General features: G+C 63.6%; 22 protein-coding genes and 1 riboswitch. Of the genes, 10 read left to right on the top strand and 12 right to left on the bottom strand.

Annotation, left to right across the window (positions count from 1 at the left end; all coding sequences use genetic code 11):
* Positions 1 to 8 precede the first annotated feature (8 nt).
* Both A4F85_RS07345 and A4F85_RS07340 read right to left on the bottom strand, forming a co-directional pair.
* Positions 9 to 959: an ABC transporter substrate-binding protein gene (locus tag A4F85_RS07345; RefSeq protein ID WP_063327908.1), complete on the bottom strand. Its 951-nt coding sequence runs from the start codon at positions 957 to 959 to the stop codon at positions 9 to 11.
* Between the two features lie 16 nt (positions 960 to 975).
* Positions 976 to 2898, bottom strand: a complete 1923-nt coding sequence (locus A4F85_RS07340) for a TonB-dependent receptor domain-containing protein (protein ID WP_063327907.1) — start codon at positions 2896 to 2898, stop codon at positions 976 to 978.
* Between the two features lie 70 nt (positions 2899 to 2968).
* Positions 2969 to 3194, bottom strand: a riboswitch (cobalamin riboswitch).
* Positions 3195 to 3290: 96 nt separating this feature from the next.
* Between A4F85_RS07340 and A4F85_RS07335 the strand changes: the two genes are divergently transcribed.
* Both A4F85_RS07335 and A4F85_RS07330 read left to right on the top strand, forming a co-directional pair.
* On the top strand, positions 3291 to 3680 hold the full coding sequence (locus A4F85_RS07335; RefSeq protein ID WP_012205557.1) for a hypothetical protein: 390 nt from the start codon (positions 3291 to 3293) through the stop codon (positions 3678 to 3680).
* 78 nt (positions 3681 to 3758) lie between these two features.
* The gene (locus A4F85_RS07330) at positions 3759 to 3950 is read left to right on the top strand and encodes a helix-turn-helix transcriptional regulator (protein WP_013802457.1); all 192 of its coding nucleotides are present in this window, start codon (positions 3759 to 3761) and stop codon (positions 3948 to 3950) included.
* A gap of 9 nt (positions 3951 to 3959) precedes the next feature.
* Here A4F85_RS07330 and A4F85_RS07325 read toward each other — a convergent pair whose 3' ends face one another.
* Positions 3960 to 4766 carry a sulfite exporter TauE/SafE family protein gene (locus A4F85_RS07325; protein WP_063326179.1) on the bottom strand — a complete coding sequence of 269 codons (807 nt, stop codon included), beginning with the start codon at positions 4764 to 4766 and terminating at the stop codon, positions 3960 to 3962.
* Between the two features lie 128 nt (positions 4767 to 4894).
* On the opposite strand from A4F85_RS07325, the gene A4F85_RS07320 reads away from it, so the two are divergent.
* Entirely contained in the window at positions 4895 to 5662 is a 768-nt protein-coding gene (locus tag A4F85_RS07320; protein WP_063326178.1) for an AraC family transcriptional regulator, read from the top strand.
* Here A4F85_RS07320 and A4F85_RS07315 read toward each other — a convergent pair.
* Positions 5659 to 6870: an MFS transporter gene (locus A4F85_RS07315; protein WP_063326177.1), complete on the bottom strand. Its 1212-nt coding sequence runs from the start codon at positions 6868 to 6870 to the stop codon at positions 5659 to 5661. The two genes, A4F85_RS07320 and A4F85_RS07315, sit on opposite strands and share 4 nt — an antisense overlap.
* Positions 6871 to 6946: 76 nt before the next feature.
* Between A4F85_RS07315 and A4F85_RS07310 the strand changes: the two genes are divergently transcribed.
* Both A4F85_RS07310 and A4F85_RS07305 read left to right on the top strand, forming a co-directional pair.
* Complete coding sequence (locus A4F85_RS07310; RefSeq protein ID WP_063327906.1) at positions 6947 to 7396, top strand: winged helix-turn-helix transcriptional regulator; 450 nt, start codon at positions 6947 to 6949, stop codon at positions 7394 to 7396.
* 9 nt (positions 7397 to 7405) lie between these two features.
* Entirely contained in the window at positions 7406 to 7891 is a 486-nt protein-coding gene (locus A4F85_RS07305) for a rod shape-determining protein (protein WP_034398539.1), read from the top strand.
* 95 nt (positions 7892 to 7986) lie between these two features.
* Here the strand turns inward: A4F85_RS07305 and A4F85_RS07300 are convergent, their stop codons facing one another.
* The 8 genes from A4F85_RS07300 to A4F85_RS07260 all read right to left on the bottom strand — a co-directional run bounded on the left by A4F85_RS07300 (position 7987) and on the right by A4F85_RS07260 (position 18990).
* Positions 7987 to 9984, bottom strand: a complete 1998-nt coding sequence (locus A4F85_RS07300) for a TonB-dependent receptor domain-containing protein (protein WP_063326176.1) — start codon at positions 9982 to 9984, stop codon at positions 7987 to 7989.
* Positions 9985 to 10317: 333 nt separating this feature from the next.
* Positions 10318 to 11766 (bottom strand): D-serine/D-alanine/glycine transporter, encoded by a 1449-nt coding sequence (gene cycA, locus A4F85_RS07295; protein ID WP_063326175.1) that lies wholly within the window; start codon positions 11764 to 11766, stop codon positions 10318 to 10320.
* A 215-nt stretch (positions 11767 to 11981) separates the two neighbouring features.
* On the bottom strand, positions 11982 to 12392 hold the full coding sequence (locus tag A4F85_RS07290; protein ID WP_034393482.1) for a polyhydroxyalkanoate granule-associated phasin: 411 nt from the start codon (positions 12390 to 12392) through the stop codon (positions 11982 to 11984).
* An 82-nt stretch (positions 12393 to 12474) separates the two neighbouring features.
* Positions 12475 to 13566, bottom strand: coding sequence for an MBL fold metallo-hydrolase (locus A4F85_RS07285; RefSeq protein ID WP_063326174.1), 1092 nt, complete (start codon positions 13564 to 13566; stop codon positions 12475 to 12477).
* A 168-nt stretch (positions 13567 to 13734) separates the two neighbouring features.
* Complete coding sequence (locus A4F85_RS07275; protein ID WP_013802448.1) at positions 13735 to 15369, bottom strand: DHA2 family efflux MFS transporter permease subunit; 1635 nt, start codon at positions 15367 to 15369, stop codon at positions 13735 to 13737.
* A 45-nt stretch (positions 15370 to 15414) separates the two neighbouring features.
* Entirely contained in the window at positions 15415 to 16776 is a 1362-nt protein-coding gene (locus A4F85_RS07270) for an HlyD family secretion protein (RefSeq protein ID WP_063326173.1), read from the bottom strand.
* 132 nt (positions 16777 to 16908) lie between these two features.
* On the bottom strand, positions 16909 to 18384 hold the full coding sequence (locus tag A4F85_RS07265) for an efflux transporter outer membrane subunit (RefSeq protein WP_063327905.1): 1476 nt from the start codon (positions 18382 to 18384) through the stop codon (positions 16909 to 16911).
* A 69-nt stretch (positions 18385 to 18453) separates the two neighbouring features.
* Positions 18454 to 18990 (bottom strand): MarR family winged helix-turn-helix transcriptional regulator, encoded by a 537-nt coding sequence (locus A4F85_RS07260; protein WP_013802445.1) that lies wholly within the window; start codon positions 18988 to 18990, stop codon positions 18454 to 18456.
* A 732-nt stretch (positions 18991 to 19722) separates the two neighbouring features.
* Between A4F85_RS07260 and A4F85_RS30465 the strand changes: the two genes are divergently transcribed.
* The 5 genes from A4F85_RS30465 (at position 19723) to A4F85_RS29440 (ending at position 26720) form a co-directional block, all read left to right on the top strand.
* Complete coding sequence (locus A4F85_RS30465; RefSeq protein ID WP_231890606.1) at positions 19723 to 23976, top strand: RHS repeat-associated core domain-containing protein; 4254 nt, start codon at positions 19723 to 19725, stop codon at positions 23974 to 23976.
* Positions 23955 to 24440, top strand: coding sequence for a hypothetical protein (locus A4F85_RS30460; protein ID WP_156516985.1), 486 nt, complete (start codon positions 23955 to 23957; stop codon positions 24438 to 24440). The genes A4F85_RS30465 and A4F85_RS30460 overlap by 22 nt, the downstream gene beginning before the upstream one ends.
* Positions 24441 to 24596: 156 nt before the next feature.
* On the top strand, positions 24597 to 25493 hold the full coding sequence (locus A4F85_RS29445) for an RHS repeat-associated core domain-containing protein (protein ID WP_082848155.1): 897 nt from the start codon (positions 24597 to 24599) through the stop codon (positions 25491 to 25493).
* A gap of 4 nt (positions 25494 to 25497) precedes the next feature.
* Positions 25498 to 25731, top strand: coding sequence for a hypothetical protein (locus A4F85_RS30455; RefSeq protein WP_128422733.1), 234 nt, complete (start codon positions 25498 to 25500; stop codon positions 25729 to 25731).
* A 56-nt stretch (positions 25732 to 25787) separates the two neighbouring features.
* Positions 25788 to 26720: an RHS repeat domain-containing protein gene (locus tag A4F85_RS29440; RefSeq protein ID WP_156516984.1), complete on the top strand. Its 933-nt coding sequence runs from the start codon at positions 25788 to 25790 to the stop codon at positions 26718 to 26720.
* Positions 26721 to 26758: the final 38 nt, after the last annotated feature.

The following is a 26758-nucleotide window of genomic DNA, read 5'->3' as shown; positions in this document are numbered from 1 at the left end:
AAGGGAAGTCAACGCGGCGCTGCGCCCCGCATCTCAAGGCATCGGGCCAGCGCCCGCGCTGCCTCGCCCAGGCGCGGGCCGGGTCGGGAGACCACGTCCGTCTCGACCAGGTCCAGCGCGCAGATGCGGCCCGAGCGCACGGCGGGCATGCGGCTCCAGCCGGGGCGGGTGGCAAAGCTGGCCGATGGCGTCTGTGGCGTGTGGATGATGAGTTCGGGCTGCTGGCGCAGCACGTATTCGGGCGTGATGCGGGGGAAGGGCCCCAGGTTCTGCGGCAGCACATTGCGCGCGCCCAGGCGCTGCAGAAGCTGGCCTATGAAGGAGGCCGGCCCCGCCGCATAAGGCGTGGCGTCCACCTCGAAATACACCTTCCGCCCGGCGGGCGTGAGCGCCGCCAGCGCCTTGGCCTGCTGGTCCACCTCGGCCTGCATGCGCGCCAGCAGGGCGTTGGCGCGCTGCACCTGCAGTAACTCGTCGAGCTTGTGCAGCACCTGCTCCAGCTGCGCCATGTCGTTGGCGTCCAGCGCCAGCACAGGAATGCCGAAGCGCTCCAGCTGTGCGATGACGGGTGCGGAATACGCCATCAGCACCACGTCGGGCCTGAGCCGCACGGTGGCCTCGACCAGCGGGGCAAAGGTGTGGCCCAGCTTGGGCAGGGCGGCCACGCGGGCCGGGTGGTTGGAGAACTCGTCCACGCCCACGATGCGCTCGCAGGCGTCCAGCGCGCACAGCGATTCGGTCAGCGAGGGCAGCAGCGAGACGATGCGCTGCGGCACCCGCTCCAGGCGCACCTGCCGCCCGCGCATGTCGGTGACGGTGTAGGCGGTGGTTGCCCCGCCCGTTCCCCCATCCGCCGCCTTTTGCGCAAAGGCGTTGCCCGTGCCGCCTGCGCAGGCCAGGGCGGCGGTCAGCAGCAGGATGCGGGGCGCGCGCGAAAGCAGGCGCAGAAGCAGGTGCAGAAGCAGATGCATGGGGTCAGGGCAGAGGTGTCCAGCGCACGCTGACGAACACGGTGCGGCCTGCGTTGGCATAGCCGCGCGTGGGGGCGTAGTCGCGGTCGGCGATGTTGTTGACACGGGCCAGCAGCGTCCATTGCCTGGTCAGCTGGCGCTGGGCGTAGAGGTTGACCACGCCGTATCCCCCCAGCTTGAAGGTGTTCGCCTCGTCTGCGTAGCGGCCGCTGTACAGCTGCGCTTCGCCGCCCAGCGTCCAGCCGGCCGCCTGGGTGTCGGCGTTGAGCTTGAGCATGCGCTTGGAGCGGTAGGGCAGCAGCTTGCCGGTCTCCAGGTTCTCGGGGTTCATGAAGTCCAGCGAGGCGCCCAGGTTGGCGCTGCCCATGCGCGTGCTGCCCGCCAGCGTCAGGCCGGTGATTTCCACGCTCTGCCAGTTGCGGTAGCAGTTGCAGGGAAGGGCGCTGTTCCAGTCGTAGGTGATGAGGTTCTTGAACTTGTTGCGGTAGACCACGGCCGAGAGGCGGTTGGCACCGGCCGCATAGTGCAGGCCCGTTTCCACGTTGGTGCTGCTTTCGGGCTTGAGGTCGGCCGCCGCCTGGCCCGTGAAGCGCTCGTACAGCGTGGGGGTTCTAAAGGCCGTGCCGGCCGATGCCACCCAGCGCCAGCGCTCGTCGATCTGCAGGCCGTAGCCCAGGCCGCCCGTGGTCTTGTTCTGCTGGTCGCGCACCTGGTCGTGGCGCAGGTTGGCGTCGAACTGGTGGCGCCCCTCCGTCAGGCGCCAGCCGGCCGACAGGGAGTTCTGCACGCGCCGGCTGTCGGTGTTCTGCGTCCAGGCGTATTGCGTGTCCAGCTTGTCCTCGCGGCGCTCCAGGTCGATGTTGAAACGGTGCTGGCCCAGCGTGAACAGGTTCTGCAGCAGGTAGTTGGTGGAGCGGCCCTTGGCGCTTTCGGGCGACTGGGTGTGGCGGTCGCTTTGGCTGTCGGTATGGGAGATCTGGACCACGCTCTTGTAGATGGCGTTCCAGCCGGCCTGCCAGCGCAGGCTGCCGGTGGTGTTCTTGACCACGTCGTAGTCGTCGAAAGGCGGCGGGCTCTGGTCGTAGTGGGTGCGCAGGCGGCTGTGCAGCAGGCTGGCATCGATCTGGTGGATGCCCGTTTTGTAGCCCGCGTTCAGGCCCAGCGAGGTGTTGCTGTAGCCATCCTTGTCCGGGTTGGGCGAGAAGGTGTTGCCGGGGTAGACGTCGAAGCCGTCACTGCGCTCGTCCGCCAGGTTCAGCCCATAGGTGAAGCCGTTGGCACCGCCCTGAAATCCCGTGGCCAGCTTGCTGGTGCCCTGGTTGCCTATGCCGGCCTCGGCATAGGCGCGGGTCTGGCCGTCCGCCCGCTTGGTGAAAATCTGGATCACGCCGCCCAATGCGTCTGAGCCATAGATGGCGGCGGCCGGGCCGCGCAGCACTTCGATGCGCTCGATCTGCGCCAGCGGCAGGGTGGACCAGACCGCGCCGCCCTGCAGCTCCTGCGAGCTGTAGCGCACGCCGTCGATGAACACGGCAGTGTGCTGGTTGCTGGTGCCGCGCAGGTAGACCGAGGTGACCTGGCCCGGCCCGCCATTGCGGTTGATCTGCACGCCCGGCACCTGCACCAGCAGGTCGGCCACGCCCGTGGCGCCGCTGCGGGCAATGGTCTCGGCGTCGATCACGGTCATGTCGGCCGTGACGGTGCGCAGGGACTGCTCGCTGCGCGAGGCGGTGACGACCACCGTATCGAGCTGGGAGGTCTGTGCGCGCTGCGCCTGTTGTGCCTGTTGTGCCTGTTGTACCTGCGCTTGGGCCTGGCAGGCCAGCAGCGAGGCCGCAGCCAGGGCGGACAACGTGCGCAGTACGGGGAACGCCGAGGGCGAACGAAGAGCGGCGCCAGGGGCGCGCGCGAGGGCGAGGGTGTGCATGGATGCGAGCCAGTTGCGCGCCAGCGACCCCGCCGGCACGGAAACCACAAAGACCGGCTGCGCTGCATGCGCGGCCGGCCGCCTGTTGGCCGGTATCCAGACTGGTGACGCACTCGCCAAGGCCTTCCCGGGCTGTACGCCCAGTGGCACGGGTTTGGCGGGGGCCGGTGCCATGCACGCGGCGTTTCACTCACTGTTGCGGGGGCAGTACATGCGGGCGGCTTTATCTGGCCGCCCCATGTTTCCCGTTTAACCGCAGCCCCTGGGGCTGCTGGCACCAACGGCGGCGATTGTACGGCGGGGCGTTCAGTACCGATGTAAAGCTTGCTTGACATGCCCGCGGGTGGCATTGCACAATGTCAAGCATCCTTTACACATTGCGAGAGATTTCCATGAATCAAACAACCGTCACCAACCGCCGCTACCAGAAGGAGCTGGGATTTGCGCTGCTGCTCTACATGGCGCTGCTTGTGGGGGCGCTTTTGCTCAGCGCCGACATGCAGGCCGGGGCCCTGCGCACAGCGCTGCTGCTGAGCCCCATGCTGGCGTTTGCGCTGGCCGTGCGGGCCATCGTGCGCCTGGTGCGCGATACCGACGAGTTCCTGCGCAAGTCCATGCTGGAGCAGCTGGCGATTGCGGCGGCGGGCACGGCCGGCATCACCTTCACCTACGGATTCCTGGAAATGGCAGGTTTTCCCAAGCTCAGCATGTTCATGGTGTGGCCCTTGATGGGTGCGCTCTGGGTGGCTGCCTCGGTGGCCCACTGGCTGCGCAGCCGATGAGCCGCTTCGCCAAGGTGGCCCACCGATGAAAAATGACCCCCACGCTACCCTTGCTTTTCATCTTGGGGCGGCCCTGCGATGAAAAACACCATCCGTGAACTGCGCGCCGAGCGCGGCTGGAGCCAGGCTGCGCTGGCGGACCTGCTGGGCGTGTCGCGCCAGACCGTCAATGCCATAGAGACGGGCCGCTACGACCCCAGCCTGCCGCTGGCATTCGCCATTGCCCGGGTGTTCGAGACCCGGATCGAGGCGATCTTCCAGGAGGGTTGAGCGCAGCGCTCAGGCCACGATCATGACCAGCAGCACCAGGCCCAGCAGGGCCAGGTAGGCCTTGGCATGCAGGGCATCGGGAATGCGGCCGATCAGCGGTGCCGCCAGCCTGATGCCCGTCCACGATCCAGCCGTCAGCAGCGCAAAGGCCTGCAGGTCCACATAGCCCACATGCCAGGGGCCCAGCCCCGCGCCCTGCGATGCCAGCATGTAGGCGGCGGTGCCCGCCACGGCCATGGGCAGGGACAGCGGGCTGGCCATGGCCGTGGCGGCCGCCATGCTGGCGCCGCGCCGGCGCATCAGCGGCACGGTCATCACGCTGCCGCCCACACCCAGGAAGGCCGCGATCGCACCAATGGCCAGGCCCGCCGTGGCGGCGGCCTGCCGGCCCATGGGCTCCATGCCGGCGGCGGTGCCGTGCACGAAGCCTGGGCGCAGCAGCGCGTCGGCGATGGTCAGGGCCAGGTAGGCGATGAAGGCCCAGCGCACCCATTCCCCGCTGATCCAGGTGGCGGCCGCCGCGCCCGCCACGGCACCGGCCGCGATGAAGCCAGCCAGTGGCCACACCTGATCCCACGGCAGGGCGCCCGCGCGGTGCTGGCGCAGCGTGGCCATGGAGGCGCCAAAAATCATCACGCAGGTGGAGGTGGCCACGGCAATGTGCATGGCAGCCTGGCCAATGGCGGAGTCCGCGCCGTGGATGGAGGTCAGCAGCGCATAAAGCAGCGGAACGGCCACGAAGCCGCCGCCAAAGCCGAAGAGCACGGTGGTCACGCCGGCAAGCACACCGAAAGCCAGCAGCAGGAGAGGGAACACAGACAGTCCTTTGGAAAAAACGAGCAAGGACTGAACCTTAGGATGCCGCGGTTTGGCCTGCTTTCGCGGATAGGTCAATAATCCTCGAATTCCTGCCAAAGCCTGTTGGCTGTTTTCCGGACATTCCCATGCTCAACATCCCGCTGCATTCCGTGGACGCCGTGGCGCGCGATGTGCTGGCTATTGGCACCGACTACACGCCTGGCACGCTGCTGCCCACGCACAGCCACCGGCGTGCCCAGTTTCTCTACGGAATGAGCGGGCTGATGGAAGTGGAAACCGACGACGGCGCCTGGACCATCCCGCCCTACAGCGGCGTGTGGATTCCGGCCAGCAAGCCGCACAGCGTGCGCATGCAGGGCGTGAGCACGCGCAGCCTGTACATCGAACCGGCTGCTGCGCCTCGCCCGGGTGTGCACTGCGAGGCCCTGGTCGTCACCCCGCTGCTGCACCAGCTGCTGCTGTCCTGCGCCGACCTGCCGGCGCTGTACGATGAAGCGGGCCGCGACGGCGCCCTGGTCACGCTGGTGCTGCACGAGCTGGCCTCGGCCTGCAGCCTGCCGCTGTTCGCGCCCATTCCCCGCGACGAAAAGCTGGCCGCCCTGTGCAAGCAGTTCCTGGCCCAGCCCAGCATCCGCGCCACGCCGCAGGACTGGGCACAGGCGCTGAACAAGAGCCTGCGCACCTTCAGCCGGTTTTTCCAGCAGCACACAGGCATGGCCTTTGGCGCCTGGCGCCAGCAGGCCTGCCTGCTGGCGGCGGTGTCGCGGCTGTCTGCGGGCGCATCGGTCACGCAGGTGGCGCTGGACCTGGGCTATGACAGCCCCAGCGCGTTTTCCACCATGTTCCGCAAGGCATTGGGGCGGGTGCCTTCGGAGTTGGTGAGCCGGGTCTAGGCGGGAACGCTGGCCTGGGCAGCCGCTTCCCGTGTCATGGCCCAGAACACCAGGGCCGCCAGGCTGAACGCCGCCCCCGCCACGCAGACGCCGTGCCAGCCAAACCGCGCGTAGGCGTTGGTGGCAATCAGCGCCCCCAGCCCGCTGCCCACGGCATAGAACAGCATGTACAGGCCCACCAGCCGGCTGTGCGCCTGCGGGTTGCTGCGAAAGATCAGGCTCTGGTTGGTCACATGCAGGGCCTGGCCGCCCAGGTCCAGCAGCACGATGCCGGCAACCAGCGCCCACAGCGACTGCTCCAGCAGCGCAATCGGTACCCAGGCCAGCAGCAGGATCACCAGCGCGCCCAGGCTGGTGCGCTGCGCGAAACCCTGGTCGGCCCAGTGGCCGGCACGGGCTGCTGCCAGTGCGCCCACCACGCCCGCCAGGCCAAAGGCGCCGATGGCCGTGAGCGACAGGCTGTAGGGCGGTGCGCTCAGCGGCAGAACCAGGGCGCTCCAGAAGATATTGAAGGTGGCAAACATCAGCAGGGCCAGCATGCCGCGTGTGCGCAGCATGCGGTCCTGGCGCAGCAGCTGGAGCATGGAGGCGAGCAGCTGCGTGTAGCTGGGTGCATGCAAGGGCACCGCCAGCCGGGGCAGCTGCCGCCACAGGAGCCAGGCCAGGGCCAGCATCAACAGGGCCGAGCAGGCATAGACGCCACGCCAGCCAGCCAGGTCACCCACGGCGCCGGCAAACACGCGCGCCAAAAGCAGGCCGATGAAAACCCCGCCCTGGGCCGCGCCCACCACGCGCCCGCGCTCATGCGCCTGGCTGGCGCTGGCCGCATAGGCGATCAGCCCCTGCGTCATGGCCGTGCCCAGCAGGCCCACGGCCAGCATGCCTGCCAGCAGCAGAACGGCCGAACGCGCGGTGCTGACGGCCGCCAGGGCCAGCACCAGGCCCAGCAACTGCAAAAGCATGAGCCGCCGCCGCTCCAGCCGGTCGCCCAGCGGCACCAGCAGTACCAGCGCCAGCGCGCAGCCGGCCTGCGTGGCGGTGACCACGCCGCCCACGGCCGCATGGCTGATGCCGAAGTCGGCCGCCAGCGCCTCCAGCAGCGGCTGGGCGTAGTAGACATTGGCCACGCTCAGGCCGCTGGCAGCGGCGAACAGCAGCACCAGGCTGCGCGGCATGCGGACCGTGTCCGAGGCTGGGAAGGCGTTCATGGGTTGAATCCAGTTGCAAAACAAAACTAGTTGGATGCTAGTTGAACCAGTTTTGAAATGCAACCAAAATGACGCCATGAAAGAAGACATCCGCCCTGACACACCGCAGCCCTGTCCGGTGGCCCGCTCCCTGGATGTGATCGGCGACCGCTGGTCGCTGCTCATCGTGCGCGATGCCTTTGACGGCATCAGCCGCTTTGGCGATTTCCAGCGAAGCCTGGGCGCGGCCCGCAATATCCTGGCCGACCGGCTGCGCCGGCTGGTGGAGGCCGGCATCCTCGAAACCCGACCGGCCGCCGAAGGCTCGGCCTACCTGGAATACGTGCTCACGGCCCAGGGACTGGAGCTGTTCCCGGTGATCGTGGCGTTGCGGCAATGGGGCGAAGGCCATCTGTTCGCGCCGGGCGAGGCGCATTCGCTGCTGCTGGACCGCCAGACCGGCCAGCCTGTCGCGCCCATGCTGCCGCGTGACGGTGATGGCCGGGCCTTGCTGCCGGGCCAGACCGTGGTTCAGAAAATCGATTGATGGATATCCATGCTCTCTGCCTTCGTATCACTCATCTACGTACAGATTTCTCCCGAGCGCCTGACGCTGAAGGATCCGAAGACCGGGCAGACCCTGTCGGAGGTTCCCGAGCTGGCCCTGAGTCCGCCGCCCCGACGCCGGATTCTCGCGGCCGGCCCGCAGGCCAGGCTCGCGGCTGCATCGGAGCCTGCCGAAGTCGTCAATCCCTTCGCCCACCCGCGTTCGCTGATATCGGACTTCATCCTGGCCGAGCAGCTTCTGAAGTACCAGCTCAGGCGCATGCATCGGCGTGCCTGGCTGGCGGCCTCCCCGCACATCGTCATCCATCCGCTGGGCGACCCCGAGGGCGGATTCACCCAGGTGGAACTGAGGGCCTTGCGCGAGCTGGCCAACGCGGCCGGCGCCTCGAAGGTGAATGTCTGGACAGGCCGGCCCTTGACAGACGAGGAATTGCTGACGCGCAAGCCCCCTGCGCAGGGCGGTGTCTGGGAGTGAGGCTTTGCTCCTCGCCATGAAAAAAGCGCCCGTCACAACGGGCGCTTTGTCTGGGTCAGCGCAAGGGCCGGCAACGGGCCATCAGAACCGCGCCATCAGAACCGCGCCGTCATCCCCACGAAGTAGGTACGGCCGCCGTTGTCGTAGTTGGCGCCGATGGTGCGGGTTTCCTTGTCGGCCAGGTTGATGATGCCGGCGCGCAGGGTCAGGGTGTCGGTCACGTTGTAGTTCATGGACACGTCAAAGGTCGTATAGGCCTTGGCGAAGGTGGTGGCCGTGCCCGTGGTCACGACTTCCTTGCCCACGTGGCGGGCGCTGAACATGGCGGACCAGCCCTGGCGGATCTGCCATTGCAGCGACGAGTAGATGGACAGCTCGGGCACGGCCAGCAGCGAGGCGCCCGTGCTCAAGTTCTTGGACTCGAACATCTTGGTGATGTTGGTGTTCCAGGTCAGGCCCTTGGCCAGGGGAACGTTCACGAAGCCTTCCAGGCCGCGCGTGCGCGCACGCTGGGCGTTGGCCATGCGGGTCCACCAGAAGCCGTTGTAGAAGCCCAGCGGCTGATAGTCGATCTTGTTCTTGAAGTTGGTGTGGAAGTAGGTGGCACCCAGCGCCCAGCCATTGCGGTCCCAGCTCGTGCCCAGCTCGAAGTTGGTGCTGGTCTCGGGCTGCAGGTCGGGGTTGCCGGCCATGTAGCAGCCGCGCGTGCCGTCGGCGTTGACGCTGGTGTTGGTCCAGCCCATGCCGGCCAGGCTGCGGCAGCCGTTGCCCCCGGATTGCGTGGCGGCGCTGGCCGAGTTTTCCTTCAGGTTGGGCGCACGGAAGCCGCGCGAGACGCCGCCTCGAACCGTCCACTCCGAGGCCGGGTGGTAGACCAGGTAGGCGCGCGGGCTCCAGTTGTTGCCGTATTTCTGGTGATGGTCCATGCGCAGGCCCAGCGTCAGCGCCAGGTTGTCGCGCAGGAATATCTGGTCCTCGCCGAACAGCGCCCAGGTGGTGGCGCTCAGGCCCGAGCCCGAGACCGGGTGCCCCGCGTAGTCGATGGGCGCCAGGCCGATGGTGTCGCGGTTGTCCAGCGACTCGCGGCGCCACTGCATGCCCAGCGTCATGGCCTGGTCCAGGCCCCACAGCTTCAACGGCTTGTCGATGCGGCCGTCCAGCGTGGTTTCCTTGGAGTTGTTGCCGATGGTGTCGCCCTTGTCCTCGTACTTGTTGTGCACGAGGTTGAGCTTGGAGGTCAGGTCGCCCCAGCGGCCGTCATGGCTGAGGCCGAACTTGGTCTGCTCCAGCTTGCTCAGGCCCCAGGGATAGACCACCTGGTCGCCCGACGCCGTGCGCGCGTCGGAGCCCGTGGCGCGCTGGATGCCTTGCGCGGCCTCGATGCCGATCACCTGGTCGGGCGTGAGCTGCCAGTTCAGCAGGGCGTTGAGGTTTTGCTTGCGCGAGCCGGCCGTCGATTGGTAGGTACCCGGGAAGCCGCCCGTGCTCTCGTCGGCTGCGCGGTCCGTGTAGTTGCCGCCCAGGCGCAGGCCGAACTTGTCGGACAGCGGGCCGCTGATGTTGAAGCCCAGCTGGCGCGTGTCGCCGCGGTCGCTGTCGGAGGGCTTGCTGTAGTTCAGCGTGGTCGAGCCGCTCCAGTGCTTGCCGATCTTGCGCGTGATGATGTTGATCACGCCGCCCATGGCGTCCGAGCCGTACAGCGAGGACATGGGGCCGCGCACCACCTCGATGCGCTCGATCATCTCGGGCGAGATCCAGTCCAGATCCTGCGAGCCCAGGTCGTCGCGGTAGTTGATGCCGGCCGAGTTGCCCTGGCGCTTGCCGTCCACCAGGATCAGCGTGTACTTCTCAGGCAGGCCGCGCAGCTTGATCTTGGACTGGGCGCCCGTGCCGGACAGGCCGCCGGTCACGCCGGGAATGGTGGACAGCAGCTCGCCGATGCTGGTGACGGGCTTGCGCTCGATGTCCTCGCGGGTGATCACGCTGATGCTGGCCGGCGCTTCTTTGATGTCCACGGCTGTGCCCGAGGCGGTCACCACCACGGTGGACAGGGACGTGTCGGCCTTGTTTTCGGCTGACTGGGCATGGGCCATGGCTGTGCATGCCAGGGCGGCGCAAAGAGGAAGCGGGCGGAGCACCGAGGTTCTGACCATCTTTGTAAAGTTCCGGTTTGGTTAAAAATCAAGGTGCGAATGATAACGATTTGTATCCACATCTTTTTGTTGGCGTAAAGACAGTTGTATTTTTGTTCACTCGTTATCTAACTGCTGGACAGGCCAAAGATGCTGTGCACAAGTTTGGTGCGCAGCAAGAGGGGCAGCGGAGGCGCTGAGGGAGGCGCTGAAGGGGGTGCGCAGAGGGAGCGCGGGCGCCAAAGGCCTCCTGCAATGGCCGCCCCCATGCGCAGGGGGGCGGCCGGGAGAGGGTCAGCGCGGTTCGGCTGCCGTGCCTGCAAGGGTGGTGGAGCGCTCCGCCGACTGGCGCGATGCCTGGCGGCGCACGAACTGGTAGGCGATGGCCAACAGGGCAAACCAGGCCGGCGTCACCACCAGCGCCTGGCGCGTGTCGGCCTGCAGGGTGAGCAGGCCCAGGATGGCGGCAAAGAACACCAGGCAGACCCAGCACATGGCCACGCCGCCGGGCATCTTGTAGCGCGAAGCCTCATGCAGGGCCGCGCGCTGGCGCCGGTAGGCCATGTACGACAGCAGGATCAGCGACCACACGAACATGAACAGGATGGCAGAGACCGTGGTCACCAGCGTGAAGGCTTCCACCAGATCGGGCACCACCCACATCAGAAACGCGCCGGCCAGCAGGCAGGTGCAGGAAAACAGCAGCCCCCGCGAGGGCACGCTGCTGCGCGACAGCCGGTGGAAGGCCCGGGGCGCATCGCCCTTGAGCGCCAGGCCGTAAAGCATGCGGCTGGTGGAGAACACGCCGCTGTTGGCCGACGAGGCGGCCGAGGTCAGCACCACGAAATTGATCACGCCTGCGGCGGCCGGCAGGCCCGCCAGCACGAACAGCTCCACGAACGGGCTCTTGCCGGGCACCACGTCGCGCCAGGGGGTGACGGCCATGATGGCGATCAGGGCAAGCACGTAGAACACGATGATGCGCACGGGAATCGAATTGATGGCGCGCGGCAGCGTGCGCTCGGGGTCCTTGGCCTCGGCCGCGGTGGTGCCCACCAGCTCGATGCCCACGAAGGCGAACACCGCGATCTGGAAGCCCGCGAAGAAACCCATCATCCCGTTGGGGAACATGCCGCCGTCATTCCAGAGGTTGGACAGGCTGGCCGTGCGGCCCGCAGGCGAGACGAAGGCGGCACCCACCATGTACAGCCCCGTACCCACCAGGGCCACGATGGCCACGATCTTGATCATGGCGAACCAGAACTCGATCTCGCCGAACAGCTTCACCGTCAGCAGGTTCAGGCCCAGCAGCAGGCCCACGCAGGCGATGGCCGGTGCCCACTGCGGCAGCTCCGGGAACCAGAACTGGGAGTAGGCCGATATGGCAATCACATCGGCAATGCCCGTGACGATCCAGCAGAACCAATAGGTCCAGCCCGTGAAGAAGCCGGCCCAGGGGCCGAGCAGGTCGGACGAGAAGTCGATGAAGGAGCGGTACTGCAGGTTGGACAGCAGCAGCTCGCCCATGGCCCGCATCACGAAGAACAGCATCACGCCGATGATGGTGTAGACAAAGATGATGGACGGGCCGGCCAGGCTGATGGTCTTGCCCGAGCCCATGAACAGGCCCGTGCCTATGGCCCCGCCGATGGCGATGAGCTGGATATGGCGGTTGGTGAGATTGCGCTGCAGGTCGTCTTGACCGTGCAGGCCCTGGCCGGCTGGCGGGGCCTTGTGTGTCATCAGAGAACTCCGGGGAAGACTGGCAAAGCGATGGCAGAAAGGGGCAATCCGCCTGCCGCGGCTGTGTTTTCAGTCTCTGCATGGAGTCCATGCCTGGAAATGCGGCAGCGCAGCAAAACGGAACGAAGGCCGCGAGGATACCCGAACCTCGCCCTCGCATCGGCACTGCCGCGCGGCCGCGCTCCGGTGAATGGAGCGGGCTTGATATGGGTGGATCAGCCGCGCGCCAGGCGCTTGGCATTGGCCACCGCCGTGCGGTGCACGGGGGCCAGGCCCTTGCCCACCACGCCCCACATGGCGTTTTGCCATTGCGAGGCCTGCGATGCCAGGGCTCCGCCGTTCCAGGTGGAGGTGCTCCAGGGTGTCCAACACATGCGCATCCAGGCCTGCATCAAGGCCTGGCTGGCAACCATGGACTGCATGCCCATCGCCGTCCAGGATTGCTGGAAGGCTGTCTGTTTCTCGGACACCATGCGTGTGAATTCACGCCGGTCCCGCGCGGAGGGATTGGCGCCTGCCATGGCCATGCGGGTGAGGCGATGGGCCACGACCTGGGGCGCTGCGACGGCCAGGTCGGTGGCCTGGCGGGCGACCAGGGCGGCCCGGGGATTTTTGCGATTTGCCATGTGCACTCCTGAAGCTGGGTTCACTTTATCCAGATGGATGCCGGCCCGCGTAGGCCGATGACGCAATGCAGCAAAAACGGATTTATCGCGGCTGGGCCTGTGGCGCTGATGCGGCTGCGTCCTGCACGGCAGGGGATACCAGGGCACGCCACCAGCGCTCGCCTGCATGGGGGGCATCCAGGTCCACGCGCTCGCCCATCATGGGGGTGGCCACGGCAATGCCGTGCTCGGCACCCAGGGCCAGCACGCGCTCGAAGGGGTCCCACCAGGCATGCATGGCCAGGCTGAAGGTGCCGTTGTGAATGGGCAGCAGCCAGCGTCCGCCCAGGTCGCGGTGCGCCTGCACGGTCTGGGCCGGGTGCATGTGCACATAGGGCCAGTGCGGGTCGTAGGCGCCGGTTTCCATCAGCGTGAGGTCGAAGGGGCCGAAGCGCCGGCCGATTTCCGCAAAGCCGTCGAAATAGCCGCCGTCGCCGCTGAAGAAGACACGCAGCGTGTCGGCGCTTGCCAGGTCCTCGATGACCCAGGACGCCCACAGCGTGCGGTTGCCGTCGCGCAGGCCCCGGCCCGAGAAATGCTGGGCCGGCGTGGCCGTGAAGCGCAGGCCGTCCACCTGCACGTCCTGCCACCAGTCGAACTGGCGCACCTTCTCGGGGGCCACGCCCCAGTCCATGAGCCGGTCGCCCACGCCCAGCGTGCACAGGAAGAAGTCGACCCGGGGCGCCAGGGCGCGGATGGTGGCACGGTCCAGATGGTCGTAGTGGTCGTGCGAGAGCACCACGCCGCGCAGCGCAGGCAGTTCATGCAGGGCGATGGGCGGCGCATGAAAGCGCTTGGGGCCGATGAAGGAAAAGGGCGAGGCGCGCTCGGCAAACACCGGGTCGGTGATCCACCAGCCGCCGCGCAGTTTCATCAGCAGCGTGGAGTGGCCCAGGCGGTACAGGCTGCGCTCGGGCGCGGCGGCCAGGTCGGCCGGGGTGAGCCGCTGCACGGGCAGGGGCGCGGCAGGCTCGGTGTCCTTGGGCTTGTTGAAGAAGAAGTCCCACATCACCTTGGCGTCGGGCTGGGGCGCGTTGGCGGGGCGGGGATGGACGTTGCGAAAGCGCCCGCCCACCGACTGGGGTGATTGGGTGTAGTCGGCAATCGGGGCGCGAAAGATGCGGGGTGTTTTCACGGTGCTCCGTCGGTGTTCAGGCCGCCGCCATCATGGAACCGGTGGCGCAGCCCTGTCGAGATGGTGGTCTTGGCGGCCCGATTCAAGGCGCCTTGCGTGTCGTCATGTAAACAAAAAAGGAGCTGCCCCTGCAGGCAGCTCCTTGTCGTGATGGCCGCAAGCTGGGCCTCAATGGGCGCCGGCCGCCTCGGCACCACCGGCATGGCCCGCAGGGCGCCTGGTCATCCAGATCAGCACGATCAGCACCAGGAACAGCACGGATGACGCCAGGAAGATGTCGTCCGCCGCCCGCGTATAGGCCTGCTGGTCGATGAGCCGGTTGATCTGGGCCAGCGCCTGCGCCTGGCTCAGGCCTGCGGCCTGCAGCCCCTGCAGGGTGACGCCGAACACGCCCTGGCCCTGGATGAGCCCTTCGGTCAGATGGGCGTGGTGCAGCGCGGCGCGGTTTTCCCAGAGCGTGGTGGCGATGGAGGTGCCCATGGCACCCGCCGTGATGCGCACGAAGTTGCTCAGGCCGGCGGCGGCCGGGATACGGTCCGGCGAGATGCCCGACAGCGTGATCGTCGTCAGCGGGATGAAGAAGAACGCCATGGCCCCGCCCTGGATCAGCGTGGGCACCAGGATGTGCATGAAGTCCGTCTCCACCGTGAAGCGCGAGCGCATCCACAGCACCAGGGCGAACACCACGAAGGCGCCCGTGGCCATCTTGCGCGGGTCCCACTGCGTGACCTTGCGGCCCACCAGCGGCGTCAGGATGATGGCGAAGATGCCCACCGGCGCCAGCGCCATGCCGGCCGTGGTGGAGGTATAGCCCATCCACTGCTGCAGCCACAGCGGCAGCAGCACCACGTTGCCGAAGAACAGGCCGTAGGCAATCGACAGTGCCACCGAGCCCGCCGCGAAATTGCGGCGCATGAACAGGCGCAGGTCCACCACCGGGTGCGCATCCGTCAGCTCCCAGACCAGGAAGACCACGAAGCTCACGATGGCCAGCACGCACAGCGTGACGATCTCGCCCGAGGCGAACCAGTCCAGCTCCTTGCCCTTGTCCAGCATCAGCTGCAGCGCGCCCACCCACAGCACCAGCAGGGCCAGGCCCACGGAGTCGATGGGCAGCTTGCGCGTGGGGGTCTCGCGGCTGCGGTAGATGCTCCAGGTCATCAGGGCCGACAGCAGGCCCACGGGCACGTTGATGTAGAAGATCCAGGGCCAGGAGATGTTGTCCGTGATCCAGCCCCCCAGCAGCGGCCCGACCACGGGCGCCACCAGGGTGGTCATCCCCCACAGCGCCAGCGCCACCCCGGCCTTGGCCGGCGGGTAGCTGGACAGCAGCAGTGTCTGCGACAGCGGGATCATGGGCCCGGCGACCAGCCCCTGGAGCACGCGGAACAGCACCAGCATCTCCAGCGACGAGGCAAAGCCGCACAGCCAGGAGGTCAGCACGAACAGCAGCACGCTCATGGTGAACAAGCGCACGGCGCCGAAGCGCTGCGTGAGCCAGCCCGTGAGCGGCACCGAGATGGCATTGGCCACGCCAAAGCTGGTGATCACCCAGGTGCCCTGGCTGGGGCTGACGCCCACGTCGCCCGAGATCGCCGGAATGGCGACGTTGGCAATGGACGAGTCCAGCACGTTCATGAAGGTGGCCAGCGACAGGGCCAGCGTGCCCAGGGCCAGCTGGGCGCCCTTGAGCGGTGCTGGCCGTGCGGGCATGGCAGGCGGTGCCGAGGGTGGCGCGGCAGGCGGCACGGTCGGCCCGCCCGGCTGCGCCGGCTCCGGCACGGCGGTGGTAGAGGAAGTCATAGGCAGTCCGCGTAGGTTCTGGGAAGGCGGGGAAGCGATGCCTGCTTACTTGGACTGCGTGGCCTGCGCGTCAACCGGCGCGGAGGCCACTGCGGCTGGCGCCTTGCCCTGTGACCTGTCTTGCGCATCGGCCATGGCGACGGGCGGCAGCTCGGGCAATTGCTTGAGCGGCGCCACGTTCTGGCCTGCCACGATGTGGGCGATGCGTTCCTCGGCCTGGGGCAATGCCATGTCGTAGATGGAGGTCTGGGCCACGGGGGCATTGCGCGTGGCGGTTGCCAGCACTTCACCCTGCTGGTCGCGCACGTCCACCTTGGCCTCCATCGACAGGCCCACGCGCAGCGGGTGCTGGGCCAGGTCTTCCGGCGACAGCGCAATGCGCACGGGCACGCGCTGCACCACCTTGATCCAGTTGCCGGTGGCGTTTTGCGCGGGCAGCAGCGAGAAGGCCGCGCCGGTTCCTGCGCCCATGCCCACCACGGTGCCGTGGTAGCTGATCTTGTCGCCGTACACATCGGCCGTCAGCTCGGTCTTCTGGCCTATGCGCAGCTGGGCCAGCTGGCTTTCCTTGAAGTTGGCATCCACCCAGAGGTTGTGCAGGCCCACCACGGTCATCAGCGGCGCGCCCGAGGCCACGCGTTGGCCCAGTTGCACGCCGCGCTTGGCCACATAGCCTTCCACGGGAGAGACCAGGCGCGTGCGCTGCAGCGCCAGATAGGCCTCGCGCACCTTGGCGGAAGCGGCGATCACGCTGGGGTGCTCTTCGGCGCTGCTGCCCTTGGTCTGGGCTTCGGCAGCGGTCAGCTGCGCCTTGGCGGCGCGCACGGCGGCTTCTGCTGCAGAGGCGGCATTGCCTGCCGTGCGGGCCAGGGACTGGGCATGGTCGAACTCTTCCTTGCCCACGGCGCCCGTGGCCAGCAGCGGGCGGCGGCGGTCCACGTCCTCGCGGGCGCGGGCGGCATCGGCCTGCAGGCGGGCCAGGTCGGCCTCGCGCTGGGCCACCTGGGCCACCAGGGGCGCGTTGTTGGCATACAAGGTGCGCACCTGGCGCACGGTCTGGGCCAGTTGCGACTCGGCTTGGGACAGGGCAACCAGGGCATCGGCCGAGTCCAGCTGCACCAGCAGCTGGCCGGGCTTGACGTAGTCGGTGTCGTCGGCGCCGATGCTGATCACCGTGCCGCCGATCTGCGGCGTGATCTGCACCACGTTGCCCGCCACATAGGCGTTGTCTGTGGTCTGGTAGTTGCGCGCCACCATCCAGTGCCAGCCGCCCCAGGCGACGGCGGCCACCGCGACGGCGGCGGCGATGAGGGTCAGGCCCTTGCGGCGGCCCTGCGGATTGGCCACGGGCGAGGCTGCGGCCGGTGCGGCGGCAGGGCTGGGTGCTTGCTTGTTGGTGTCGGTCATGGTGTACGGCGCTTTGTTATCTGTGAATGTGGTTGTGCGGCCGGGGCAGGGAGCTGGCGGTCTGTCACGCTGGCTGGCGGTCTGCCCGGTGGAGGGTCAAGAGTGCGGTGGATTCCTGTGCGGGTTGCGATCTCAGTGCTGGCTGACCTGCACGGCAGCCGTGCCATCGGTCCAGCCGCCGCCCAGCGCCTTCATCAGCGACACGCGCGTGTCCAGCGCGCGGGCGCGCAGGTCCACGTCCAGGCGGCGCTGGGTGATCACCTGGGTTTCGGTGTTCAGCACCGTCACCTGGCTGGCCAGGCCCGCCTTGTAGCGCTGCACGGCAAAGTCGTAGGCGCGTTCGGCCTTCTCCAGCGACTCGGCCTGCAGCTGCTGTTGGCGCACCAGCGATTGCACGGAAGTGATGGCGTCGCCCGCTTCCTTGACCGCATCGAGCACCACGCCGTTGTACTGGGCAATGGCGGTGTCCAGGTCGGCCTGCGTGCCGCGCAACTGGGCGCGCAGGCGCTTGCCGTCGAACAGGGGCAGGCGCAGCGCGGGCGTGATGCCCATCTGGCGCGAGCTGCCCTTGAACAGGTTGTCCAGGCCGATGGCATTGAGGCCGATGAAGGCCGTGAGATTGATATCGGGGTAGAAATCCGCCCGCGCGCTCTCTATGCCCTGCGTTGCGGACTCCACGCGCCAGCGCGCGGCCACCACATCGGGGCGGCGGCCCAGCAGGTCGGCACCCAACTGGCCGGGCACAGCGTGGATCTGCAGCGCGGCCAGACGGGGCGACAGCTGCAGCTGCGCCTCGGGCGCCTGCCCGCAGAGCACGGCGATGGTGCGGCGCGCCAGCGTGATCTGCTCGTCCAGCATTTCGATCTGGGTGCCGGCATCGGGCAGGCCGGCCTGGGCCTGGGTCAGCTCCACCTGGCTGTCCAGCCCGGCGCGCGTGCGCTGCTGGCTCAGGTCCAGCAGCGACTGGCGCTGGGTCAGCGTACGGCCAGCCACATCCTTTTGGGCAATCAGGCGAGCCAGCGCCACATAGCTGCGCGCCACCTGGGCCGCCAGCTGGTTGGCGGCGGCGGCGCTGTCGGCCTGGGCGGCGCGGGCCTGGCCCAGGGCGGCCTGCAGGTCGGCGGCATGGCGGCCAAAGAAATCCGGTGTCCAGCTCAGGCCGGCCTGCAGGTTGCCGGTGTTGTAGGTATGGCCGGCAATGGGTGCGGGCACCAGGCCGTTGGCGCTGTAGTGCTGGCGCGTGGCGTCGGCGCCGAGCGTGCCGCGTACATCGGTGGCCGTGCTGGTCGCCGTGGCCAGGGCGGCCGCCTTGTCGAAGCGGGCGCGGCTCATGGCCAGGCTGGGGCTGCCCTGCAGTGCCTGGGCGATCAGGCCGTCCAACTGGGCATCGCCCAGGGACTTCCACCAATCGGCGGCGGGCAGGCTGGTATTGGCGCCTGTCTCGGACTGGGCCGTCAGACCCAGGTCGGAGGCGCCCAGCCGGGCCAGCGGCTCATGGGCCGGGCCCTGGGAAGCACAACCGGCCAGGGCCAGCGCGGCGCACAGGGTGGCCGCTGCGGCGGCCACGCGGCGGGGCGCGGCGGACACGGAAACAAAGGATTTGGGCATGGTGGTCTGCCTGTTGGGGGTCAAGAATCAGGAAATCGGAAACCGGGGCGGAAAAGGGGGCTGGCGCTGTCAGGCCGCGGGCGTGGCAGGCGCAGGGGCCGGCGGCGCAGCCTCCGGCGCGCGCATCGCATCGCCGTTGGCCAGCAGGCGGCGCAGCATGTCCAGCAGCTGGCGGGACTCGTCATGGCTGAAGCCGGCCATATGGGCATTCATCACGCTGGACAGCACCTGCGGCACCTTGGCCGCCATGGCGCGGCCTTCATCGGTCAGCACCAGCTTGACCACGCGCCGGTCCACCGTGGAGCGCTCGCGCCGCAGCATGCCCTTGGATTCGAGCCGGTCCAGCGCCCGCGTGATGGAGGCCGGATCCAGCCCCAGGTCACGCGCCATGCCGGCATTGGTGGCGTCGCTGCACAGCAGCAGCTTGTACAGCGGCAGCCACTGCACATAGGTCAGCTCATGCTCGGCCAACTGCGCATCGGCCTGCTGGAGGATGGAGCTGAGCACCTTGCGCATGAGGAACCCCACGCTCTCGAAGGGCGTGTAGCTGCCTGGGCTGTAGAAGTCCGAGGGCTGCAGGCCGTTGGGCAGGGGAGGCTGGGTCATGGTGTCTGCGGATGAAATAATTGACTGCGCAATGATTGTTGCGGCAATTATTGCAGAAACACCGGTTGACCGTGTGACGCGAGGGTGCCGGGGACGGTATCAGGGTTATCGGGGGCATGCAGTCGTTATAGCGGTGGAGACCTTGTTGCGGAGCACGGGGGACAGGCTCTCTCATTGCGGAGCGTGGCTATCGAAGCGATGCACTCCTTCCTCGGGAAGACGGCAGTAGTTCTCTTTAAAGTGAAGTTTCGGGAACTCTGTCGCTGTTGGTGTGGTGATGGAGTGCAGGTGCTCTGTAAGATGAGCGCGAACCAGAGCATTCGCTCAACTTCCGGCTGACGCGGCATAAGAAAATCACAGTGCTTGATTGGATCGCGTTGATCCTGATTTATTGACTTTGTTTATTATTTTTGGGGGAATAGTGAAAATTTCGTCATTCGTCAAGATTTCCGTGTTTTTTCTGTGTTTTCTGACATTTATTGACTCGGTGTCTGCAGCAGTTCCTCGTAGCTTCTTTTATAGAGGATGGTTGAATAATTTGGGCGCTGCAAAAGATTATGCGACCCTGAGGGTTACTGCGCCGACTATGCGGCAATGCGAGCCGGAGATCCACTGGATGACTACAACTTCATAAATCATAAAGTGATCGAGGTTGGTGATGCGGCTGAGTGCTGGGGTTGGGTTCGTTCAAAAAGGGGGAGTGATATATATAATCAATATAATTATGTGGAAATGAGTATTATTAGATTTTGTCCTGAAAATTCCAAAAGTAATAGTTATGGAACCTGCGATTGTAACTACGGAAGCATTGAGCTGAATAACCGTTGTGAAGCTGCTTCGGTTGATATGGAAAGCATGTGTCGCATCAGTGGATACAAAACCCCGTATCCTGTTATTTTGCCGATTGCTCAAAAGTACATGAACGAGGTTGATTACTTTGATGCAGGGGTGAATCCACTATCCATCGAGAGGACCTACCTGCATCGCCGGCGGCAGAATGAATCGCAGATGGGGGCGGGATGGTCTCATTCCTACGCGGTAAGACTTGAGCATGTAAAGAATTCGCAAGGCATTTCGAAAAAGGCCCAAATTAACTTTGGTGATGGCAGCTATCTTTGGTTTGATTGGGTCAATGGGGCGTGGGTGGCAAGAAATGGATCAAGTAGTCTGACACAGATGGGTCATGGCTGGATTTTGAATGATTTGCAGAATGGAGATATAAGAAATTTTGATGAATCAGGAAAGCTTCTAAGGCATGAGCGGCGAAATGGCTGGTTTTTTGAGTATGAGTATGATGCAGGCGATAGAATCGCCGAAGTACGCAATGGCTTTGGTAAAAGGCTCAACTTTGTTTATGGCTCACAGGGCAAGCTCCAGGATATCGACGTCGATGGCGTGCGCGAAGTTGGATTTGAGTATGATGCCATGGGTAATTTGCAGAAGGTAATTTACAAAGATGGATCAACAATAGGCTATAAATATGAGGATCTTAGATATCCTCATTTTTTGACCGGTGTTACTGACGAAAATAATAATAGATTGTCCACATTTAAATACAATGCAGATGGGCAAGTGATACACACTGAGCGTGCGAATGGGGTGGCTAAATATCAAATTGGATATCCTTCGCAAGATTATGGGGAAACTCAGGTGATAGATCCGTTGGGGCGTCAACGTTTCTATAGGTATAAAAATGCTTTTGGTGTTCTGGAAGTCACTTCCAGTAGTGCGCCGGGTGTGAGTGGGGAAATAGATGCTGCCAGTCGTATTCAAGGCTCTTCTGGATTGCGTGGATCGGAGACCGACTTCAAGGGTGCTAAGAAAACATTTGGCTGGGATCATGGGCGACGCCTACTGACGAGTGTTACAGAGGCGGTAGGAACGCCTCAGGAACGTACTGCCAACATGGAATGGCATCCTCAATGGAGCTTGCCTTCGAGGATAGTTGAGTCGGGGCGCCAGGCCAGCTACACCTACGACGCGAAGGGACGTCTATTGAGTTTGGCCGTCGGAGATGTGGGCGCAGCCGACAACTCTGCTTCACGCTGGCAGTGGTCTTATGCTGCGTCTGGCCTGGTGGCCTCGGAAACCGCCCCTAACGGTGCTACCTCCAGCTTTGCCTACGATGGTTTCGGGAATCTTTCGAGCACGAAAAATGCTTTAGGGCATTTGGATCATTTTATTCATGGGGCTGGAGGTCGACTGCAATCGCATACTGCCACTACGGGGCTGGCTAGCAGCTTTGAGTATGATTTGCGCGGGCGCCTCATTCGTCTGCAACGTGATGGTGAAGTATCGCTGTATAGGTATCTTCCGTCCGGACAGATGCAAGGTTTGACCGCTTCCAATGGGCATCAGGTCAGCTATATATATGACAATGCCCAACGCTTGATTGGCTGGAATGATAATCGCGGTAACTCTGCTTCATACATCCTGGATAATATGGGAAATCGCTTGGATGAAATTGTTCGAGATGCCGGAAATCAACCAGCGTGGGTGGTGAAACGCACCATCAATAGTCTCAACCGTATTCAACGCCTCACTATCGGCGAAGTGGTGACAGAATTTGGCTATGACGCCAATGGCGACCTGATCAGCAGTGTACGGCCGGCCAACGGGTCAAGCCGTGGCACCAGCATAGGTCTTGACCCCTTGCGGCGAGTCGGCGCTATCACCAACGAAGACAACGCCAGCGCATCGCTGTCATACAACGCCCTGGATGCAGTCACCTCCGCCCAGGACTTCAAAGGCGTCACCACCACCTACACCCGCGACGCCCTGGGCAATGCCAAGGCCGAAACCACCCCCGACGCTGGCAACAGCACCACCACCTACGACGCCCTGGGCCTGATCGCCACCGCCAAGGATGCCGCAGGCCGCACCCTCGCCGTGCAGCGCGACGCCCTGGGCCGTCCCACCCAACTCCAGTACGGCAGCACCGCAACCTCCACGCTGCGCTACGACCTGCCCGGCACCACCTACAACGGCCCTGGCGCCCCCAAGGCCAGCACGGGCCACCTCAGCGAAATCCAGGACCCCGGCGTCACCACCCAGTACCAGCGCGACATCCTGGGCCGGGTGCTGCGCAAGAGCCAGATCCTTGCCAATGGCGACACCAAGTCGCTGATCCACTCCTATGTACCTGCCGGGCAGGGCGGAGGCGGAGAACTGCAAAGCATCACCTACCCCAGCGGCAAGCAGGCCACCTACCTGTATGACAGCACAGGCCAGATCACGGGCCTGCAGTGGAACGGCCAGCCCCTGGTCACCGGCCTGGCCTGGAGCCCGCTGGGGCAGCCCACGGCCTGGCGATGGACGGGCTTTGCGCAGCAGCCCGGCGCCACGGCCACCCTGGCCGAGCAGCGCAGCTACAACACGGCAGGCCAACTGGCCAGCAGCCAACTGCTGAACCTGACCTGGGATGCTGCGGGCCGCATCAGCCTGATCCAGCAGCAGCACATGCTGCCGGGTACGGCCGCAGCCCAGCAGGCCAAGCTGTCCAGCGCCTTCAGCTACGACGCCGTGGGACGCCTGACGGCCAGCGCGCACAGCGCCCCTGCGGGCCTCACACTACCCACGGGCTGGAGCCTGGCCGACACCATCGAGCTGAGCGCCTCCGGCTATGCCTGGGACGCCAATGGCAACCGCACCCAGGTGCACTACAGCAATGCCCTGGCATCGGGCACGTCCACGCTGCAGCGCAACTACCAGACGGCTGCGGGCACCAACCGCCTGCAAAGCTATGCCCAGACGCTGCAGCGCCCGGGAAGCGCGGCGCAGAACAGCAACGTGACCTTCAGCTACGACGCTGCGGGCGCCCTGGTCAAGAAAGGAGACAACCACCTGCACTACGGCGCGGACGGCCGCATCGCCAAGGCCGGCGAATACGCGGACGCTGCCGACGCACGAGCGGTCAGCTACGTCTACAACGCCCTGGGCCAGCGCGTGTTCAAGAGCGATGCCCGGGGCGCAGGTCAACCGGCCACGCTGCAGACCCTGTATGCCGAAGACGGCATAGGCAGCACCGTGCTGGGCCAGTACGCCAACCAGCGCAGCGCCAATAGCGCAGCGCCCGCAGGCCAGAGCGACAGCACGGAAATCATCTACCTGCCCACGGCCAGCGGCCCCATGCCCATTGCGGCAGAAATCAACGGCCGCCTGTACGCCATCCACACGGACCACCTGAACACTCCAAGGCGCCTGACCAACCAGCAGGGGCAGGTGGCCTGGCAGTGGCTGATCTCGGGGTTTGGGGAAGTGCGTCCCACCACGGGCGACCGTGGCTACGGCCAGACGGTCAGCGGCCCCAGCTATGCGCAGGCAGTGAAGTTCGACCTGCGGTATCCGGGTCAGGTGTTTGATGAAGAGACGGGGCTGTCGTACAACCTGCATCGGTACTACGATGCGGCGACGGGGAGATACATCCAGGCTGACCCGATCGGGTTGGAGGGTGGGTGGAATCGGTTTGGGTATGTTGATGGAAACCCATTGAGCTATGGTGATCCACAAGGATTGTTCAAGGTAATGTGGCAGGGAGAGAGCTTTGCAACTCCTCCACCTCCGTGGGTGAAGCAGTTGCGTGAATACGGAAGAAAATTGGAAGATAAGATAGATTCACTTTGTTCTTCTGATAGTTCTTACTTGAAATCATATTTTGATAAATGGACGGTTGGTACTGATGGCAGGCGTGGAAGTCCTACAACGGATGTAGATAATTTTCACACAAATTTCACATCTGACTATTTTGGGCTAACAAGTAACTTTATAAATCCTTTTGAGAAGAGTAGAGAAGATCCTTATGCGTTGTTTTTGCATGAATTCCGCCATTTGATGAAGGGGAATCGCATACTTAGTCCAAGCGGTTCAGAGTATTTGAAGCATAGATTAAATGGGACCACTGGAGGTTTGGCTGTTGAAATTGATGCTGATTCATACGCTTTGGAGCTTTTTAAGGGGAAATGCACATGCGGAAGTATGCGGCGTTAATTATTTTTATATCATTCGCTATCTGTTTTCCGGTTTTTGCAAACTCTGACGATTGGACATACTCTCCTCCTGGGAGCTATGAGCAAGCGATATCCATTTCGAAAGAAACTGGGGAAATAAAATCTCATCTTTATTTGGGGAAAATAAAATTCTGTGAGGTTGATGATGAGTTTTTCTGTTTCTCTTCTGATTTTTTGAAGTTCTCCGTCCCAAAATTTATTAAGGGTGAGGAAATGGTTTGGGAGAAGGGTGATGAAAAATATAAATTAATAAAAATGCCTGTTCCGCTGAGACTTCTTGGAAAGAAAATAGATTCTTATAAAGTGACTCATGAAAAAACAGGAATGGAATATTTCTACTCGAAGAAATTTGGAATTGTCATGATGAAGATGAAAGATATAGTGGCTCCAATATTTATTCTCGAGGAAGATTGTGGTATTGCAGCATCTGCCTCTTGCAAGTAGCGTTCGAAATGTATAACTTGGCGTAATCGAAATTCAAGTAGGTAATCAAGTCAGGTTTGCTGCCAAGCACAGGAGGGCTATGAAGTGGGAGGCTTTGCGGTCTTAACGCGTCCGACAGCACCGAGATCATCTGCTTGCCTACGGCCAGCTGGCCCCATGCCCATTGCGGCAGAAATCAACGGCCGCCTGTACGCCATCCACACGGACCACCTGAACACTCCCAGGCGCCTGACCAACCAGCAGGGACAGGTGGCCTGGCAATGGCTGATCTCGGGGTTTGGGGAAGTGCGTCCCACCACGGGCGACCGTGGCTACGGCCAGACGGTCAGCGGCCCCAGCTATGCGCAGGCGGTGAAGTTCGACCTGTGGTATCCGGGGCAGGTGTTTGATGAAGAGACGGGGCTGTCGTACAACCTGCACAGGTACTACGATGCGGCGACGGGTCGGTATATGCAGGCGGACCCGATCGGGTTGGAGGGTGGGTGGAATCGGTTTGGGTATGTGAGTGGAAATCCATTGAATTTCATTGATCCCGAAGGATTGGTATTTCTTGACCTAACGACGTTTGAAGGTGCAAAGCACAAAACCACTCTCGATCAAGCTGTGCAGGCAGGTGCGTGGACTAGGCTTGTCACCATGCCGGCAATAGCAGCTGCACTTTCACCTTCGACAGTAGGTTTGGCTGGTTCTGCCTTAACTCCCTCGTGTTCCTCTGCTGCGAACTGGTACATGCTAGGAGCTGAGGCTGATGTTGCGTGGCTTAATCTCAGTCTTCGGGAGAAATTGCTTTATGAAATAGGTCAAAAAACCACGGCATCCTACGCGAAATACTCATCACTAGACCCAGTTGCTCGTGGTGCATCATTAGTTGCAGATATTGGATGGCGGCGGGCATTAACCCCTGAAATTGGAGGAATTGGTTTGGGGCTTGGATCAACATTTGGTACGGGACCTACGCCTTTATTTAGATGGTTATTTCCAAGAATTATTGGTGGTGCAGGCTTGTCTTCGACGTTGACAAGTGATGGAGAGCAGTGCAGCTGCCGGAGGTGATTAGATGACGGGATTTACTATTTTCTATGGCTGTTTATATTTGTTTTTTGGAATTTGGATTTATAGAATATTTTCGCCTGCTTGGCCTTGGTGGGGTGCGAGTCTGATGGGGCTGATTTGTGTTGTTGCCTTGCATTTCTCTTTGGCTCTATTTGGGCATCTTTCGATGCTGCATCATCAATCAAAAAAGCGGAAAAAATTGGAGAAAGAAGAAAAATCATCAATTAACCCTGATTGAATCTTTCAAAAAAATCTGTAGCCTACGTCAGCTGCGATAGCCGTGGAGTACTCGAGTTGAATCTCCAACTTGGATACCGCCGCCCTTCGGGAACACGGCCGCTCCTCACCAACCAAGCCCTGTATGCCGAAGACGGCATAGGCAGCACCGTGCTGGGCCAGTACGCCAACCAGCGCAGCGCCAATAGCGCAGCGCCCGCAGGCCAGAGCGACAGCACGGAAATCATCTACCTGCCCACGGCCAGCGGCCCCATGCCCATTGCGGCAGAAATCAACGGCCGCCTGTACGCCATCCACACGGACCACCTGAACACCCCCAGGCGGCTGACCAACCAGCAGGGACAGGTGGCCTGGCAATGGCTGATCTCGGGGTTCGGGGAAGTGCGTCCCACCACGGGCGACCGTGGCTACGGCCAGACGGTCAGCGGCCCCAGCTATGCGCAGGCGGTGAAGTTCGACCTGCGGTATCCGGGGCAGGTGTTTGATGAAGAGACGGGGCTGTCGTACAACCTGCACAGGTACTACGATGCGGCGACGGGTCGGTATATGCAGGCGGACCCGATCGGGTTGGAGGGTGGGTGGAATCGGTTTGGGTATGTAGGGGGAGACCCGTTGGGGGCTAGTGATCCAGTGGGTTTAATGCCCCAGTGCCGTTGGCTCGGACTGGTTATGCACTGTTCGAATGTTATTCATCCAATTCCTGGCTATGAAAATCCTTCGAATCCACCATGGTCCTGGGGTAACGGTGGAATTACGGAGAATATGGGGGTGCCAAGGCCTTCGGACATGACGAGGCTGGAAGAACGGCAGTGGGATCGTCATTGCAATGGTAATCCAGACCCATGCGGATCCTTAAAGAATGCAGTGAGAATCGCAATTGGAATGGCTATGACCAAGAAGAAAAATATGGAATTGGATCCCAGTGGCTTGTTCGGAACTATTGGCTGGGGAACCCATGCAACTGACTTGGCTGGGGAATTGGAAATATAAATGCTATGATTGGTCTTGGTGAAAAATTGTCATGCGAT

The organism is Delftia sp. GW456-R20, from assembly GCF_001622915.1.
GTDB lineage: Bacteria > Pseudomonadota > Gammaproteobacteria > Burkholderiales > Burkholderiaceae_C > Comamonas > Comamonas acidovorans.
The sequence above is the reverse complement of the archived record's forward strand: the minus strand, read 5'-3'. Positions and strand labels throughout refer to the sequence as shown.